The sequence below is a fragment of the Candidatus Endomicrobiellum agilis genome (genome assembly GCF_020328115.1).
GTDB lineage: Bacteria > Elusimicrobiota > Endomicrobiia > Endomicrobiales > Endomicrobiaceae > Endomicrobiellum > Endomicrobiellum agilis.
Genome location: NZ_JAIXMW010000001.1, coordinates 209,532 through 226,828 on the forward strand (window position 1 = coordinate 209,532; position 17,297 = coordinate 226,828).

Here is a 17,297-nt window from a genome sequence, read left to right on the forward strand (position 1 = left end):
AAATGGAAAACGTTATGGTGATTGTTATAACCGCTTTTGTGGCTTTGACTGTGGGATATATTTTGCGTTTTATTTATGCGAGATTAGATATTAGATCGGCAGAACGAACTTCAGAAAGAATTGTGGAAGAGGCAAAACTAATAGCTGAGACAAAATCAAAAGAGATAATTTTAGATGCAAGGTTAGCGATTGACGGAGAGAGGAAAGAATTCGAACATAAAATAAAAGAAAGAAAGCAGGCCGTTCAAAATACGGAAAATCGCTTGAACCAGCGCGAAGAAAACTTAGATCGTAAAATTGACGCGATTGACAGGAGGGAGAAAAGTTTATCCAGTAAAGAAAGAGATATTTTCTCAAAAGAGCAGCATCTTTCCGTAAGATTTGCGGAAATCGATAAAATGAAGGAAGAGCAAAAGAAAATTCTTGAAAAAATTTCAGGAATGACTAGGGAAGAGGCAAAAAAAAATCTTATAGGCGAAATGGAGAAGGATGCAAAACAATACGCATCGGTCCTAGCACAGAGACTTGAACAAGAAACGCGGGAAAATGCCGATAAAAAATCAAAAGAGATTCTTTCTATTGCGATACAGCGCGTAGCCGTAGATCATGTGGCGGATATCACCACTTCGACGGTTCAGATTTTAGGCGATGAAGTAAAAGGAAGAATTATAGGCAGAGAGGGCAGAAATATCAGAGCGTTTGAACAGGCGACAGGCGTTGATTTGATAGTTGACGACACGCCTGAGTCGATAGTCATTTCGGCTTTTGACGGCGTAAGAAGGCAAATAGCAAAACTTGCTTTGGAAAAATTGATTGCCGACGGCAGAATTCATCCTGCAAGAATTGAGGAAGTCGTTGAAAGGATAAAAAAGGAGATGGAACAACATCTTAAGGAAGTCGGAGAGCAAGCCGCGATAGAGGTGGGAGTTCCCTGTTCTAATCCTGAAATTATTAGATTGCTCGGAAAATTAAAATACAGAACTTCTTATGGGCAAAACCAACTTCAGCACACGTTAGAAGTTGCATGGCTTGCAGGTGCCATAGCAGGCGAGCTAAAGCTTGACGTAATGTTTTGCAAGAAGGCGGCGATGCTGCACGATATAGGAAAAGCTGTTAATCATGAAGTTGAGGGTACTCATCATCAGATTTCCGCCGATATAGCTAAAAGATATGGCGAATCCCCTAAGATGGTAAATGCAATTTTATCGCATCACGAGGGTTTTGAACTTCCGTCAAGCTCTGAAGCTTTCGTTCTGGCGGCGGCGGATGCAATTTCTGCGGCAAGACCTGGCGCAAGAAAAGAATCAATAGGGCATTATCTCAAACGTCTTGATAAACTTGAAAAAGTCGTAAAAGGGTTTCGCGGCATTTCAGTGGCTTACGCAGTACAGGCTGGAAGAGAGGTAAGAATACTTGTAGAGCCAGATGAAATTGACGAAAAGCAGGCGCAAATTTTAGCGCATAATATAGTTAAAAAAATTGAGCAAGAACTAGAATATCCGGGACAGATTAAGATTACCGTTATTCGAGAAACAAGGGTGCAGGATATAGCAAAGTAAGTTTTTTATTCTGTTTTTTTTATGCGTATGCTTGCGCTATGTGCCGACTTATTGCGTTTTTTGATATAAAGTTTTGATGGCGAAAACTCTGCTTAAGCTCAAAGTAATTCGTAAAAATATAAGATGTCGGTAAAAAATTAGCTTGATTCAAAGGCTTTTTTAACTCTAATATTTACTCCTAGTATATAGGGCGGAAAATTACGCAGATATCTGGGGATTTAAAATAAGGAATATATTGCCCGCACGGGACTGTGAGGTAAAAAGCTGCATAAATGTCTGAGGATTTAGAGTTTGATTTCAGTAATGATAACAGCGGACGACTTATCTATACCGTTACGCAGATAAGCAATGGGATAAAACTCATCCTTGAAGATTCATATCCCGCCGTATGGATACAGGGAGAAATTTCAAATTTTAAGCTTTATAATTCTGGACATATGTATTTTAGTATTAAAGATGCAAATGCTCAGATAAAAGCGGTAATATTTCAAAATATAGGTATAAATTTAAGTTTTGTTCCTGAAAACGGAATGAAAGTTTTGGTTTACGGTAGAGTGAGTTCTTATCCTAAGCGCGGCGATTATCAGATGGTTGTAAATCGTATGGAGCTGTACGGTAAAGGCAAGCTTTACGAAGCGTATGAGCAATTGAAGAAAAAATTGGAAGCGGAAGGTCTTTTTGACGGTAACGCAAAAAAACCTATGCCGTATGTTGTAAACAGAATGGGAATCGTTACTTCGCAGGACGGTGCCGCGTTGCGTGATATTTTAAAAGTAGCGGAAAATTTAAACGCGAATATTGAGATTTTGATATATCCTGTGAGGGTTCAAGGTAAAGAAGCCGAAAAGGAAATTCCGAAAGCGATAGAATATTTGAATTCCCACCATAAAAATTTAAGCGTTTTGCTCGTGGGCAGAGGCGGCGGTTCAATAGAAGATTTATGGGCTTTCAATACGGAATCTGTAGCAAGAGCGATCTTCGCTTCAGAAATACCGGTAGTATCGTGCGTGGGACACGAAGTTGATTTTACAATAGCGGATTTTGTTGCGGATATGGTATCTCCAACGCCTTCTGCGGCGGCAGAAATGGTCCTAAGAAGCGGAAATGGCATTAAAAAACGCATAGAATTTTTAAGCGAGTCTCTTATTGAAGCGATGAATTTTACATTAAGCGACTGCGGAGCAAAACTTGACAGACTTGCGTCCTCAAGAGCGTTGACGAAGCCGCATTTGATATATGAAGATAAAATATCCTATTTAGACGGACTGGATAACCGTCTTTTAGTAAATATTCGCAGAGCGTTTGAATTAAAATCCGAGAAGGTGAAAAATATTTCCCATAAATTAGATATTGTGTCTCCGCTATCTGTTTTAAAAAGAGGCTTTTCCGTTTGTTTTGATAGCGGTAATAAAATTATTAAAGATTCAAAAAACGTCAGCGCCGGGGACGATATCAGTATAAAGCTTGCGTCAGGCACTTTAAATGCTGAGGTAAAAAGTTGTGAAAAAGCAGTTGAATTTTGAGAAATCTCTTGAAAGACTCGAGAAGATAGTTTCCGAAATGGAAAACGCTGCGCCTGATTTGGATAAAGCTTTGGCTTTATTTGCGGAAGGCGCTGAACTTGTAAAATTCTGTTCGGCAAAATTAAATGAGACAAAGAAAAAAATTGAAATTATAACTTCTTCTGGAAAAATAGAGCTCTTTAAGGAGTAAAATTTTGAAGAAAAACGTTAATTTTGAAAAATATCTTTTCCAAAAAGCGGAATATATAAATTCAGCGTTAAAAAAATTTCTGCCCAAAGATAATTCCATTATTTCTCAAAGTATGCGTTATAGCGTTCTGTCCGGCGGCAAAAGGTTGCGTCCCATATTAGTTATTTTGGCGGCTGAGCTTTTTGACGCGAAAGCAGAAGATGTGATTCCTGCTGCCTGTGCCGTCGAATATCTACACACCTATTCCCTAGTGCATGATGATTTGCCTGCGGTGGATAATGACGATTTGCGTAGAGGAATGCTTACAAATCATAAAAAATTTGGCGAGGCTACAGCTATTTTGTGCGGCGATGCATTGCTTACGGAATCTTTCAATCTTATAACAAAATCGAAAAGCAGCGAAAAAAATATAAACGAAGCTGTAAGGATTCTTGCGGATTACAGCGGTTATAAAGGAATGATTGCGGGACAAAGCGAAGATACTATTGCAAATGGAGTATGGAGCGGAAAAAGTGAAGCGCTATTAGAAAAAAAATTAAATTTTATACAGGTTCAAAAGACGGCGGCATTGATGGTTGCAAGTTTAAAAATAGGTGCAGTTTTAGCCGGCGCGGATAAAAAAAGTTTAAAAGCGCTTGAAATTTATGGTACAGATACGGGTATAGCTTTTCAAATAACTGATGATATTTTAGACGTATATGCTGATAAAAAGCTGCTAGGCAAAAAAGGCAGCGACGTGGAAAACTGTAAACTTACGGCTCTTTCCTTATACGGAAAGCGGAGAGCAGAGAAAAAAGCGGACGAACATATCAGAAGAGCAAAAGAAGCGATAGCCGTATTCGGAGATGAATCCGAAATATTTATCTGCTTTACAGATTATATAGCAGGCAGAGCATATTAAATTTTCGCCGTTGCGGATAAGTTGGGTTTTTATCCTTAAACTCTCTAGCGTTGTCGTATATTTTTTAAATGATAGTTTTTTGAAGCAAGTTTTCGGTTTGATAGCTGTTCCGTCCTCAATGTAGGATTTACTATCGCACGTATCGATATACTTTTCTGAGATGGCGACTCTCTTCTTTCTCCTTCTCTGCAAGACTGACTTGAAGCAGGATATATGTCTCGTTAAAGAACAGTCTTTAACAGCGATTTCTAATCAAGTTCGTAATGACGAATGGAAAAGCATATTGTGTTATTCTCCTAAAAATGCAAAAATTCACTCCTCGAACAAATAAAAACAACGGTGTCACAAACGCCCGCTTTGACGAATACGGCGCATTGAGGACTTAAAAAACAGCCCATTGGAATCTTTTTTATTTGTTATGCCGAACCAAAATCCACTCTCTCTCTTTTGTTGTGCCGAGAGAAGTTTGCCTCTCAAGTCTCCGCCCTTCTGTTTTTTCTGTATTCTTCAAAGGCTATACCTTTTAATTTAATGGCAGATTTTTAATCAAATTTATATATTTAATATGTGCGGTACTTTAAAAATTTATTTTAACATCTTTTTATCGTAATCGTATTTTAAGGTTTATCTTTTTACTTTGAAAGAAAAATTCTTTTTTAATTCTATATTTCAGTCGCAATTGAAACCTGTGTCTGCTTAAAAATAATGAGAGAGATATTTTTAGCGTTTAAGTGTTGTCCGCTTAAACTTGATTTAGAATCATTAATTGTCTTCTTTGAAGAGAGAATATACAATGTGATTCTATTGATATTTTCTCAAACGCTAAGAGTCAATTAAAAATATGAAAGAATATTTTGTTGGCAATCTCAGGTATTGCTATGGTATAATATATCGTTAAAAATCTGTAGCGTTTTTCAAAACTGTTGCAGATTTTTTAAACGCTGACGTTTTTATCGTCATAGCTTGGTAAAAAAATTTTCGCAGCAGTTTAATCCTTTTTGTTTATTATACTGTATTTCAACAATAATAAACTTTTTCGGCAGGACTTTATCTTAACTGTCCAGATTAACGGCGGTAAAAGACGCGACAACAACAGCGGTAATTGATAAGATTTAACAAAAGAACGAAAAGAAACAGCAAAAAACTGGAAATGCTGAATAAGACGTCAGATTTATTTCTTAATGAGCGTTACTTGCTTATCAACAGCTTGGAAAACGAAGTGGGCTTAAATTTTGCCTGTTGTCAAAAACATAACAATATCTTACTCGGCAGATAGAAAAAAAGAGAAGCGTCGTTTCAGACAAAAATTCCAAACTTTCTGAACTGAGTTCATTCAATTATGACTAAATTGGAGCGATAGTTGAAAATATTAGACAGTATAAATAGTCCTTGTGATTTAAAAAAAATAAAAAAGGAAGACTTAAGCTATCTCGCAAAAGAAATAAGAGCAGAAATAATAAATACGATTTCAGAAAATGGCGGGCATCTGTCCTCAAATCTTGGTGTTGTTGATCTGTCCGTTGCAATTCACTACGTGTTTAACGCTCCGCGCGACAAAATAATCTGGGACGTAGGACATCAGTCTTATGCTCATAAAATTCTCACCGGAAGAAAAGATAAATTCAAAACTATAAGGATACATAACGGCTTAAGCGGATTTCCAAAGAGATCCGAATCAGAATACGATGCTTTTAGCACAGGACATTCTTCAACTTCAATTTCAGCCGCATTGGGGTTTGCCGCTGCAAGGGATTTAAAAAATGAAGATTATAAAGTAGTTGCTGTTATAGGCGACGGTTCTATGACAGGCGGACTTGCTTTTGAAGGTTTACAAAACGCGGGACATTTAAAAAAAGACATGCTTATCATATTAAATGACAATGAAATGTTCATTTCGCATAAAGTCGGTGCTGTCGCCGGATATTTTGCAAAACTTCTGACTGCGGGCATGGCGCGCAAATTTGAAGAAAAAGTTATGAAAACCGTAAGCAGATTCCACAGCTTTGGGTCTCCATTTAGGAAATTTATAAAAAGAGTAAAAGTTATGCTTTTCCCTGGTATGCTTTTTGAAGAGATGGGTTTTACATATATAGGTCCTGTGCAGGGGCATAACATAAATAACCTGATTGTGATTCTTGAAAACCTAAAAAATATAAAAACTCCGGTATTATTGCACGTTATTACAAAAAAAGGAAAAGGGTATGCCCCGGCGGAAGAAGATCCCGTAAATTTTCATGGCGTCGGAAAGTTTGACGTTAAAACTGGTAAAATCGAACAAAAAAAAACCGTCACTTACACGAAAGTTTTTTCTGATACTCTTATAAAACTGGCTCAGACTGATAATAAGATAGTTGCGGTAACGGCAGCTATGCCCGAAGGAACCGGACTTGATAAATTTGCAGAAAATTTCCCCGACAGATATTTTGACGTCGGTATTGCCGAAGGACATGCGGTAACTTTTGCGGCTGCTATGGCGGCAGATGGTATGCGTCCGGTGTGCGCAATATATTCGACTTTTATGCAGAGAGCGGTTGACAATATTATACATGACGTCGCTTTGCAGAATCTTCCGGTTGTTTTCGCTTTAGACAGAGCTGGACTTGTCGGAGAAGACGGCGGAACTCATCACGGAGTTTTTGATTTGTCTTATTTAAATTATATTCCTAACCTTATTATTATGTCTCCGTCTGATGAAAACGAGTTGCAGAATATGCTTAAAACGGCTTTAAATTCAAATAAGCCTTGCGTCATAAGATATCCCAAAGGTGTTGGTACGGGTGTTGCGTTAGACAAATTACTGTGTGTTTTGGAAATAGGGAAAGCCGTAGTTTTAAAGAAAGGAAGCGATATTTGTTTTCTTGCAATTGGAAATCATGTCGAGACGTGTTTGAAAGCTGCAGACTTGCTTTCGAAAAAAAACGTGAATGCTTCCGTTGTGAATATGAGATTTTTAAAACCGCTTGACGTCAATGTCGTCAAAGGAATGCTTTCAAGAACAAAGAGGTTTATTACGGTTGAAGAAAATGCTTTATCGAGCGGGCTTGGCGAAATCGTGAAAGCTTTTTTATGTGGGAGCGGAGCTGAGGTTGAATGCATAGGTCTGCCTGATAAATTCATAGAACACGGAAACTTAGAAGCTTTGAGAAAAAAATACGGCTTTACGCCGGAGAACATAGCGGAAAAGGCGCTACAGATGTTGTGACAACATTATTTTGCGTTTTCTCAGTTAATCGCGATTTTCATCTGCGGACGTTTGGAAGAACTGGAAGCTTGCCTGTTTTTTTAGAAGGTAATTATGGAGAAGAAAAAAAATAAAAAACGTCTCGACGTCTTACTTTTAAAAGAGAGATTTGCTGAAACCCGCGCAAAAGCACAAGCTTTTATAATGAGCGGAAACATTTTTGTAAACAATCAGGTTCAATATAAACCCGGAACTTTAGTGGGGGAAGAAGATTTAGTCGAGGTGAAAAATACAAATCCGTACGTTTCGCGCGGCGGATTAAAATTGGAGTCGGCTTTAAAAACTCTTGCTATTGATGTAGAGGGATATATTTGTTTAGATATAGGTGCATCGACAGGTGGTTTTACAGATTGCCTGCTTCAAAAAGGCGCCGCTAAAGTTTACGCGGTAGATGTCGGAACAGGGCAGTTGCATTATAAATTAAGGCAAGATAAACGCGTCATCAATATTGAAAATGTCAACTTTAGATATTTTGACGTGTTTTTTTTAAAAGACAATATAGCCTTAGCGACTATAGACGTCTCTTTTATATCTCTCGATAAGATTTTGCCTGTAGCGTATAAAAGCGTTTCAAAAAACGGGTTTGTTTTAGCTATGATAAAACCGCAATTTGAACTCGAACCGTCGGAAGTAAAAAAAGGTATTGTGAGAGATAAAAAATTAAGACAAAAAGCCATAAATAAGATTAAAAAAGTCGCGTTGGATTTGGGCTTTAAAATCATTTCCGAGACTGATTCTGCTCTCAAAGGACCTAAAGGAAATCTAGAACATTTTGTTCTTTTAAGCAAATGACAAATAGTCTTTTGAGTTACTGTTAAAGAGCAATTTTAATGATATTAAAATAATGTTTTTTCTAAAAGAAAGGAATGTTATTCAAAAAGCAGGTTCGTAGAATGGAATGTGGTTGGGATTTTCAGGATATATTATAAGGATAGTTGATGCTGTGCTGTCCGATAAACTTTACGCAGGATATTGTGGCAAGCAATAACAAAAAAAAGGTTAAAAAAATTGAAGTCTTGCAAAAGACGGCATATGAAGAATTACTCTGAAAATATTATAAAAGATTTGAAGAGAAACGGCATTTAATGAGGAAAAAGATGACAGACTATAATTACTCTGAAGTTGAGAAAAAATGGCGGAAAAAATGGGAAGAAGATAAAGTTTTTGAAGCTAAAGAGCAGCAGGAAGGAGAAAAATATTATTGTCTTGTCATGCTTCCTTATCCTTCGGGTAATTTACATATGGGACATGTTAGAAATTACGGTATTGGAGACGTTTTTGCGCGTTTTCATAAGATGAAAGGAAAAAATGTTTTACATCCCATCGGCTGGGATGCTTTTGGGCTTCCTGCGGAAAACGCGGCTATAAAAAATAAAATTCATCCCGCAAAATGGACAAAACAAAATATTATACGCATGAGAGAACAATTAAAAGTTTTAGGTATCTCTTACGATTGGAGCAGAGAATTTGCGACGTGCAACCCAGAGTATTATAGATGGAATCAGTGGTTTTTCATAAAAATGTGGGAACGAGGTTTAGTTTTTAGGAAGAGAGCGAATGTCAATTGGTGTCCGTCGTGCAATACTGTTCTTGCAAACGAGCAGGTTTCGAACGGACTGTGTTGGAGATGCGATAGTCGTACTGAACACAGGGATTTGGAACAGTGGTTTATAAAAATTACGGATTATGCTGATGAACTTTTGGAAAAACATAAACAGCTCAGCGGCTGGCCTGAGCAGGTTTTATCTATGCAGAAAGACTGGATCGGCAAATCTTTCGGGGCAGAAATTGAGTTTGCATTGACGGGAACTGGCGAAAAATTAAAGATATTCACGACAAGGCCCGATACGCTTTTTGGCGCTACTTTTGTGGTTGTAGCGCCGGAGCATAAAATTATTGGCGAAATAAAACCGCGAATCATGAATTATAATGAAGTTGCAGAATACGTAGCTGAAAGCGGCAGAAAATCAAATATAGAGAGAGCGTCATGTAAAGAAAAAACCGGAATAAGGCTTGAGGGTGTCAATGCGATAAACCCGGTTAACGGCAAAGAAATTCCAATTTTTACGGCGGATTATGTTTTGACCGGATACGGTACTGGCGCGATTATGGCGGTGCCGGCTCATGATCAGAGAGATTGGGAATTTGCAAAGAAATATAATATTCCGATCGTAGAAGTTATAAGAGGCAACGACTCTTGTGGCATAACTCAATCTGTTGATGAAAACGCTTACGAAGACGAGGGCGTGCTTGTAAACTCTGGACAGTTTAACGGAATAAAATCCATCGAAGCATTTGGCGTAATTTCAGAATGGATTGAGAAACAAGGTTTTGGCAAAAAAACGATAAATTTTAAACTTAAAGACTGGCTTATATCAAGACGGAGATATTGGGGAACTCCGATACCTATGGTTCATTGCAAAATCTGCGGTACCGTTCCCGTGCCGGAAAAAGATTTGCCTGTGATGCTTCCTGAGGATGTTGAATTTACGGGAGAAGGAGAATCTCCGTTGAAATCGAGCGAGGCTTTTGTAAATGTGAAATGTCCTAAATGCGGCATGGACGCTGAAAGAGAGACTGACACAATGGATACTTTTGTCGATTCTTCATGGTATTATGCGAGATATTGCGACGCCCGCAATAGCAATATGGCTTTTGATGCTGTGAAAGCAAACTATTGGATGCCGGTAGATCAGTATGTCGGCGGGATAGAGCATGCATGTATGCATTTGATATATTCTAGGTTCTGGCATAAAGTTATGAGGGATTTGGGCATTGTAAAGCACGATGAACCGTTTATAAATCTTTTAACTCAAGGAATGGTGACGCTGGGCGGTAGAGTTATGTCTAAATCAAAAGGGAATATCGTAAGCCCTGATGAGATAATTGGAAAGTACGGTGCGGATACAGCGAGACTTTTTGTTCTTTTTGCCTCGCCACCTCAGAAACAGCTTGACTGGTCTATGGAAGGTGTTGAAGGGTGTTGGAGGTTTATAAACAGAATATGGCGTCTCTTTGATGTAGTTCACAAGAAGTCTGATATTCCCGCATCTGAGAAAAATAAAAATGATATTTTAAAAATAATGCATCAGACAATCAAAAAGGTCACTATTGATATTGAAAAAGAATTCCAATTTAATACGGCAATTTCTTCAATTATGGAATTTGTAAATGCTTTATATGCTTATAAATATCATTCAAATGACGGCGGAGCATCTGTTGAAGCGTATAAGACTGTTGTGCTTTTAATGTCTCCGTTTACGCCGCATATTTGTGAAGAAATATGGGAGATGCTCGGTTACAGAGGATATATATCGACTTATCCTTGGCCTGCTTTTGACGAAAGTATGATGAAACAGTCTTCTATTGAAATTCCCGTGCAGATAAACGGGAAGTTGAGGGGCAAAATAATGATTTCTGCAGGAACCGACGAAGATGAAATTAAAAAAATTATAGAAACAAACGAGAAGATTGCTCCGCAGTTAAAAGATAAAAAGATAGAAAAATTTATATATGTTAAAGATAAAATCATCACAATATCCGTTAAATGATGTTTAGGGGATTTATGAGAAAAATTATGTTGGTTTTGTCTTTATTTGCATCGTTTTTATTTTTAATATCGTGTTCTTCTCTTTATGTCCCCGCCACCGCACGCCTGTTGCCGGAAAATATTAAGAAAATTTATGTGAAGCCTTTTCTTAACGGTATCAAACTAATTGCTGGCAGTACCAACCTAGCTAGTATTGGTATTGAAGTAATCTTTACAAAGATTGTTGAAAGAGAAATAATAAGGGACGGGCGTCTTTCTTTAGTAAACACTGAAGAAGAAGCTGATATCGTTTTAGTTGCTGTAATTGAAGGATATATTTTGCAGCCAATTACTTATTGCAAAATAAATGCAGCGATAGATAAATTGAGTGCTGATCAATTTAAGATGTTGATTAAAGCGAACGTTTCGCTTATTGATAAAAGTAAAGGTGTGATTCTGTGGAATGAACCGAATATGAGAGACATGCATATTTATAGGGATATTAGTAAAGACTCGAAATTTCTCAAATTTAACGACGGAATAACGGAAAGTAAAGCCAGAAAAACTATTTTTGCTAAACTGTCAAGGCGTATTATAAGACAGGCGTTAAAATAAAAGGCTTTGATTCGAGTGGTAAATGTCAATGTGAAAAAACATTGCATAGTAAGTAGAAAAAGAAAGTAGAATGACGGAAGAAAGGAATGCGAATTCCGCTTGGATATGGATGAAAATCAACGTGAGCAAATAAAACCGCAGGCTCAATCGTATGTACGAGACAGCGTAAATGACAAAAGGGGTTTAAATGCTTGAACAACAAAAAGAGAGAATAGATGCTTTAAGGAGGTCTCTTTAATATTGATTTAAAAATCAATCGAATCAAGAATCTTGAGCTTGAAATATCGGCTCCAAATTTTTGGGATGATCAAAATAAAGCCAAGAAAATTATGGCGGAACTCGACGGTTTAAAGAACATGTGCCATAAATGGTATGATATGAGTAAACAAGTTAAAGATTTAATCGATTTAAATGAACTTGCAGCAGGCGAAAACGATGAAAGTCTTTTAAAAGATATAAAAGACGACAGCAAAAAACTTGAAAGAGAACTATCCGTTTTTGAAGTAAAAACAAAGCTCAATGGCAAGCATGATAAAAACAGCGCGATTCTCTCTATACATGCCGGTGCTGGCGGGACAGAATCTTGCGATTGGTCCCAGATGTTGGTGAGAATGTATTCGAGATGGGCTGAAAATAAAGGTTTCGAAACGGAAGTTGTCGACAGTTTAGAAGGCGAGGAAGCCGGAATAAAAAATATGACGGTGATAATAAAAGGCGAGTATGCCTACGGATTTTTACAATCGGAAGTAGGTGTTCATAGGCTAGTTAGAATTTCTCCGTTTGATTCAAATAAAAGAAGACATACATCTTTCAGCTCGGTTGACGTTATACCCGAAGTGGAAGACGCTATTAATATAATTATTGAAGACGGAGATATAAGAATTGACACTTATAGAGCTTCTGGCGCCGGCGGACAACATATAAATAAGACTGATTCCGCAGTGAGAATTACGCATTTGGCAACGGGGATAACGGTGCAGTCTCAAAATGACCGTTCGCAGATAAAAAACCGGGCGACAGCAATGAAACTTTTAAAAGCCAGACTCTATGAGCTTGAGCGGGAAAAGCAGCGCGCTTCTTACGAAAAGCATTATAATGAAAAAGGTGCCATAGAGTGGGGAAGTCAGATACGCTCCTATGTTTTTATGCCTTATCAGCTTGTAAAAGACCACAGAACAGGATATGGAACATCGCAGGTGGATTTAGTTATGGACGGGGAAATTGACGACTTTATTGGTGCGTATTTATCGTGGAAATTAGAAAAAAATATAACGAGCAAAACTAGCAGCTTTAATATTTAAATTTAAAAGTGTTTTATTTTCAGAGGTTTTGCATTAGGTTGTTTTTTTATAAAATTTTATCTTGAAAAAATAAAAATCAAAGCGTGTGAAAAGGTATGTTTATATGCAAATTGTAAAGGAAGGGTACCGATTTATTACAGTTCCGCTTATTTTGGGTTTGGTATTGCTTATTGTAAGCCGGGGTACAATTTTGACTACGGCGGGAATTTTCTGCATTTTGATTTCGTTGTTTTGCGTATATTTTTTTAGAGATCCTCAAGTGGAAATAACAAAAGGAGATAATTTAATTCTTTCTCCGTGCAACGGAACAGTTTTAGAAGTAAGCGAAAATGAAACGGAAAAAATTATAAAAGTGTTTTTGTCAGTTTTAGACGTTCACTTACAGCGTTCCCCTGTTATGGGGAAAGTTAAATGCGTCGAATATAAACCCGGGAAGTTTTTAAAAGCTATGGATCCTCAAGCGCATATAGTCAACGAACAAAATATTATAACCATAGAAAATGAAAGCGGAAAGTATCTTGTCAAACAGATTGCAGGAATACTTGCAAGAAGATGCGTTTCGTGGGTAAAGCCCGGCGATATTTTAAACACTGGCGACAAAATAGGTGTAATAAAATTCAGTTCGCAGGTGGATTTGCATATTCCCAAGAATACTGATGTCAAGGTAAATCAGGGCGATAAAGTTGTATCAGGTGTAACAATTTTTGCAACTTTAAATAAGTAGGAAATTTTCATGGATGAAAAATTAAAAAAAGGCATTTATATAGTGCCAAGTCTTTTCACATGTGGGAATATAACCTGTGGTTGTTTATCTACAATATCGTCGATAAACGGAAATTTTACGAAAGCTGCATGGCTGCTTATATTTGCCATAGTTTTTGATATGACGGACGGAAGAGTCGCTAGGTTGACAAAAACGACGAGTGAGTTTGGTGTTCAGATGGATTCTTTAAGCGATTTAGTATCGTTTGGTATTGCTCCGTCTGTGATGATGTACCTTCTTGTTTTAAACTCTATGGGAAAGATTGGCACGGCAATTTCTGTGTTGTTTATTTTATGCAGTGCTTTGAGACTTGCAAAATTTAATGTTAAAGCTTGCAGTAATGATTCAATATCGAATTTTTTTATGGGACTGCCGACTCCTGCTTCGGCAGGATTGTTAATATCTTTCGTCTTGAGTTATGAATTGTTTATTGCTGTTCCGGGACAGTCTTTAACGTTTAAAACGATACCAATTTTGATGAAAAATATGCCGGTATTTTTTAAAACAATGCCTATTGTAATGGTGGTTTTATCTTTGCTTATGGTCTCGAACATTCCTTATGTTTCATTTAAAAAGATAAACGTTGCAAAGCCTAAAGCGTTCAAGTTTTTAATTTTGACAGTATTGCTTATATGGCTTACGTTTACATTTCCGCAAAATATTATTTTTATATTATTTACTTTATATGCTTTTTCTGGTATACTTAGCTACGTAATAAAGTATTGGAAAGTTTTAAAAAGGATCTTTCAACAAAGGTAGAAACAATGGCGATTGAACAGCTTTTAATTTTGATTAAACCTGACGGAATTAAAAAATCTCTTACGGGAAATATTCTAACTAAGCTTTCTGAGGCAAGAATGGTTATTATAGGAGCAAAAGCGGTTAGAGTGAGTAGAGATTTGGCAGAAGCGCATTACTATCATCTCAAAGATAAACCTTTTTTTGGCGGACTTATAGATTATATTCAGGGTGAAGTGTACGGAAAGCCTTGGGATAGAGTGTTGGCATTTGTATATCGAGGCGAAGACGCTATTTCAAAGATGAGAAAAATTGCTGGAGAAACTAATCCTGAAGAAGCAGATCCCGTTTCAATCAGAGGAGCATACGGAAGAATAACAACTAAAGGTGTGTATGAGAACGTCGTACATTGCTCTTCCGATCCATCGGAAGCTGAGAGAGAAATCAAGCTGTGGTTTAAACCCGAAGAAATAGTGGAAAGAATATATCCAGTGAAAAAAATTGTAATTGAAAAAGAAGAAAAAGCGGTCTGGGCGTAACTTAATAATAGTTTTTGAGTCTATCAATGCATAAGTTGCAGAGTGGTATTGGTATAGTTGCGGCGGTTACTCGCTCAATAAAAAGTTGTCGTTTTTAAAAATATAAAACTAACGGAATTTTCGGCTATTATCTTAACTGTTGTCTTTTCTAATAGAGAGAGCAGATTCCCTCAAAAGGCTATCTCGCAGAGTCCTGATGTTTCCTCAGCAGGAATTCTTTTTGCGGGGTATAAAGCAAGACATACTTTGAAAAGCTTTTAAGAAAATGATGCGATGCTGAGCGTTGTCAAGCAGTGTGGCAGTTAATCAACTCACTGTACTCATAATGCAGCACACCTCATGCATAGCGCGCAGAGCGACGAGACGGAAAGTACTACGGCGTGTAAGCGATAACATGCAGAGTTAGACCTGCAGAAAACCTGTGTGTTCTGTGGTTGTCTGCAACGAAATTTTATCAGTTTGAAATGTGTTAATTATCGTTTTTTAATCGGTTTTTTTGATTATATTATTTTGGCAAATAGAGGACACCTCGGAGTTGACAACAAAAGTTGAAAAGGAGTGTTAAAAAGAAATGACAACGCCAATGGAATTATTTGTAGAAGAAATGCAAAAGCTTTTTCAACCTGACGAAGTTTATGTAATGGATGGTTCTCAGGAAGAAGCAGAGAGATTGGCAGATATTGCGCAAAAGTCAGAAGTAGACGGAAGAGTTGTTTTAAGAAAATTAAACGACAAAGAATATCCGAATTCGTATTATCACCGTTCAAATTCGAACGATGTGGCGCGCACCGAGCATTTAACTTTTGTCTGTACTCCTTCAGAAACAGAGGCGGGACCAAACAACAACTGGATGGATCCCAAAGAAGCAAAAGCAAAAATGACTGGATTCTTCAAAGGTGCAATGAAAGGAAGAACAATGTATGTTATTCCTTTTGTTATGGGAACTCCCAAATCAAAATATGCAAAAAACTGTATTCAAATAACAGATTCAATCTACGTCGCTTTAAGCATGAGAGTTATGTCCAGAGTTGGAAAGCAGGCAATTGAGAGAATAGGCGGTTCTTCTGATTTTTTCAGAGGAATTCATTCGATTGGCGACGTGAATCCCGACAGAAGGTTTATTATGCATTTTCCGCAGGAAAATCTTGTTATGAGTTTCGGTTCGGGATACGGCGGAAACGCTTTGCTTGGCAAGAAATGCTATTCTCTCAGAATTGCCTCTTATCTGGGATATAAAGAGGGTTGGCTTGCAGAACATATGATTATTGTAGGCGTACAGGATCCTAACGGAAAAGTGACGTATTTTCTAGGTGCTTTCCCGTCGGCGTGCGGAAAAACAAATCTCGCTCTTTTAGAGCCTGTGCTGAAAGGATATAAGGTCTGGACTTTGGGAGACGACATAGCTTGGATTAATGTCGGAGAAGACGGGCGGCTTTACGCGATTAATCCGGAAGCCGGGTTTTTCGGAGTTGCTCCGGGAACAGGGTTAAAGACAAATCCCGTTATGGTAAAGACGCTCAAAAACGATAAATTTTTCCCGACAATATTTACAAATACTGCTGTTGACAACAGCAACAATACTCCCTGGTGGGAGGGAGTTTCTGATGAAGTTCCGTCAGATATGACCGACTGGCAAGGACAGAAATATGACAAGGACTCGAGTAAAGCTGCGGCTCATCCGAATTCAAGATTTACCGTTTCAATTTATAACTGTCCCACGCTCTCACCTGAATGTGATAATCCTAAAGGCGTTCCTATTTCGGGGATAATTTTTGGCGGACGTAGAAAAGACACGATTCCGCTTGTATACGAGGCAAAAGACTGGAACAGCGGCGTGTTTACGGCTTCAATAATAGGCTCTGAAACAACTGCAGCTTCAAGCGGACAGGTGGGAAATGTCAGACGTGATCCTATGGCTATGCTTCCTTTCTGTGGCTACAATATGGGCGAATATTTTCAACATTGGCTTAATATCGGCAAAAAAGTTCAGAAGCTTCCTAAAATTTTTATGGTGAATTGGTTTAGAAAAGATGAAAATGGCAAGTTTATGTGGCCTGGATTTAAAGATAATTCTAGAATTATAAAATGGATGATAGACAGAATTGAAGGAAAAGTAGGGGCTAAAGAAGCTGAAATAGGTTTATTCCCTGAAGAAAATGCAATAGATTTGAGCGGTTTGGATATTAAAAAAGAAACAATGGAAAAACTGTTGAAGGTTGATAAGGAAGACTGGAAAAAAGAAGTGGTGATGATAGAAGAGTTCTATGCTAAATTCGGCAACAAAATGCCGGTCGATTTAAGAAACCATCTGGCAGAGCTTAAAAAGAAACTTGGAATATAAATTCTAAATATTTTTGTCAAATAAGAAAGAGGCTGAAAGAGAGTTTTTTCAGCCTCT

The 17,297-nt window shown here is 37.6% G+C and carries 13 protein-coding genes; all 13 read left to right on the plus strand.

Annotation, left to right across the window (positions count from 1 at the left end; translation table 11 throughout):
- The first annotated feature begins 2 nt into the window (after positions 1-2).
- The 13 genes from rny (at position 3) to LE179_RS01055 (ending at position 17,240) form a co-directional block, all read left to right on the plus strand.
- A complete protein-coding gene (rny, locus tag LE179_RS00995) occupies positions 3-1,559 on the plus strand; it encodes a ribonuclease Y (RefSeq protein WP_374128511.1) in 1,557 nt (518 codons plus the stop codon).
- 272 nt (positions 1,560-1,831) lie between these two features.
- The gene (xseA, locus tag LE179_RS01000) at positions 1,832-3,082 is read left to right on the plus strand and encodes an exodeoxyribonuclease VII large subunit (RefSeq protein WP_374128512.1); all 1,251 of its coding nucleotides are present in this window, start codon (positions 1,832-1,834) and stop codon (positions 3,080-3,082) included.
- Positions 3,060-3,272, plus strand: a complete 213-nt coding sequence (gene xseB / locus LE179_RS01005) for an exodeoxyribonuclease VII small subunit (protein ID WP_374128513.1) — start codon at positions 3,060-3,062, stop codon at positions 3,270-3,272. Before xseA ends, xseB begins: the two co-directional genes overlap by 23 nt.
- Positions 3,273-3,276: 4 nt before the next feature.
- A complete protein-coding gene (locus LE179_RS01010) occupies positions 3,277-4,173 on the plus strand; it encodes a polyprenyl synthetase family protein (protein WP_374128514.1) in 897 nt (298 codons plus the stop codon).
- Between the two features lie 1,360 nt (positions 4,174-5,533).
- Complete coding sequence (gene dxs, locus LE179_RS01015; RefSeq protein WP_374128515.1) at positions 5,534-7,375, plus strand: 1-deoxy-D-xylulose-5-phosphate synthase; 1,842 nt, start codon at positions 5,534-5,536, stop codon at positions 7,373-7,375.
- 93 nt (positions 7,376-7,468) lie between these two features.
- Positions 7,469-8,206 carry a TlyA family RNA methyltransferase gene (locus LE179_RS01020; protein ID WP_374128516.1) on the plus strand — a complete coding sequence of 246 codons (738 nt, stop codon included), beginning with the start codon at positions 7,469-7,471 and terminating at the stop codon, positions 8,204-8,206.
- A 305-nt stretch (positions 8,207-8,511) separates the two neighbouring features.
- Positions 8,512-10,965 (plus strand): leucine--tRNA ligase, encoded by a 2,454-nt coding sequence (gene leuS, locus LE179_RS01025; RefSeq protein ID WP_374128517.1) that lies wholly within the window; start codon positions 8,512-8,514, stop codon positions 10,963-10,965.
- A gap of 14 nt (positions 10,966-10,979) precedes the next feature.
- Positions 10,980-11,558 (plus strand): hypothetical protein, encoded by a 579-nt coding sequence (locus tag LE179_RS01030; RefSeq protein WP_374128518.1) that lies wholly within the window; start codon positions 10,980-10,982, stop codon positions 11,556-11,558.
- 187 nt (positions 11,559-11,745) lie between these two features.
- Positions 11,746-12,859 (plus strand): peptide chain release factor 2 gene (prfB, locus tag LE179_RS01035; protein ID WP_374128519.1). Its coding sequence is split into 2 segments (ribosomal slippage): positions 11,746-11,784 and positions 11,786-12,859, totalling 1,113 coding nucleotides; the frame shifts between segments, so codons are not numbered across the junction.
- 103 nt (positions 12,860-12,962) lie between these two features.
- Positions 12,963-13,583: a phosphatidylserine decarboxylase gene (locus tag LE179_RS01040; protein ID WP_374128520.1), complete on the plus strand. Its 621-nt coding sequence runs from the start codon at positions 12,963-12,965 to the stop codon at positions 13,581-13,583.
- 9 nt (positions 13,584-13,592) lie between these two features.
- Entirely contained in the window at positions 13,593-14,381 is a 789-nt protein-coding gene (gene pssA, locus LE179_RS01045) for a CDP-diacylglycerol--serine O-phosphatidyltransferase (protein WP_374128521.1), read from the plus strand.
- 5 nt (positions 14,382-14,386) lie between these two features.
- The gene (locus LE179_RS01050; protein WP_374128522.1) at positions 14,387-14,899 is read left to right on the plus strand and encodes a nucleoside-diphosphate kinase; all 513 of its coding nucleotides are present in this window, start codon (positions 14,387-14,389) and stop codon (positions 14,897-14,899) included.
- A gap of 571 nt (positions 14,900-15,470) precedes the next feature.
- The gene (locus tag LE179_RS01055) at positions 15,471-17,240 is read left to right on the plus strand and encodes a phosphoenolpyruvate carboxykinase (GTP) (RefSeq protein WP_374128523.1); all 1,770 of its coding nucleotides are present in this window, start codon (positions 15,471-15,473) and stop codon (positions 17,238-17,240) included.
- Positions 17,241-17,297 lie beyond the last annotated feature (57 nt).

Coding starts and splice junctions, on each gene's coding strand:
- rny (WP_374128511.1), top strand. CDS start 3: ATGGAAAACGTTATGGTGATTGTTATAACCGCTTTTGTGGCTTTGACT.
- xseA (WP_374128512.1), top strand. CDS start 1,832: ATGTCTGAGGATTTAGAGTTTGATTTCAGTAATGATAACAGCGGACGA.
- LE179_RS01020 (WP_374128516.1), top strand. CDS start 7,469: ATGGAGAAGAAAAAAAATAAAAAACGTCTCGACGTCTTACTTTTAAAA.
- leuS (WP_374128517.1), top strand. CDS start 8,512: ATGACAGACTATAATTACTCTGAAGTTGAGAAAAAATGGCGGAAAAAA.
- LE179_RS01030 (WP_374128518.1), top strand. CDS start 10,980: ATGAGAAAAATTATGTTGGTTTTGTCTTTATTTGCATCGTTTTTATTT.
- LE179_RS01040 (WP_374128520.1), top strand. CDS start 12,963: ATGCAAATTGTAAAGGAAGGGTACCGATTTATTACAGTTCCGCTTATT.
- pssA (WP_374128521.1), top strand. CDS start 13,593: ATGGATGAAAAATTAAAAAAAGGCATTTATATAGTGCCAAGTCTTTTC.
- LE179_RS01050 (WP_374128522.1), top strand. CDS start 14,387: ATGGCGATTGAACAGCTTTTAATTTTGATTAAACCTGACGGAATTAAA.
- LE179_RS01055 (WP_374128523.1), top strand. CDS start 15,471: ATGACAACGCCAATGGAATTATTTGTAGAAGAAATGCAAAAGCTTTTT.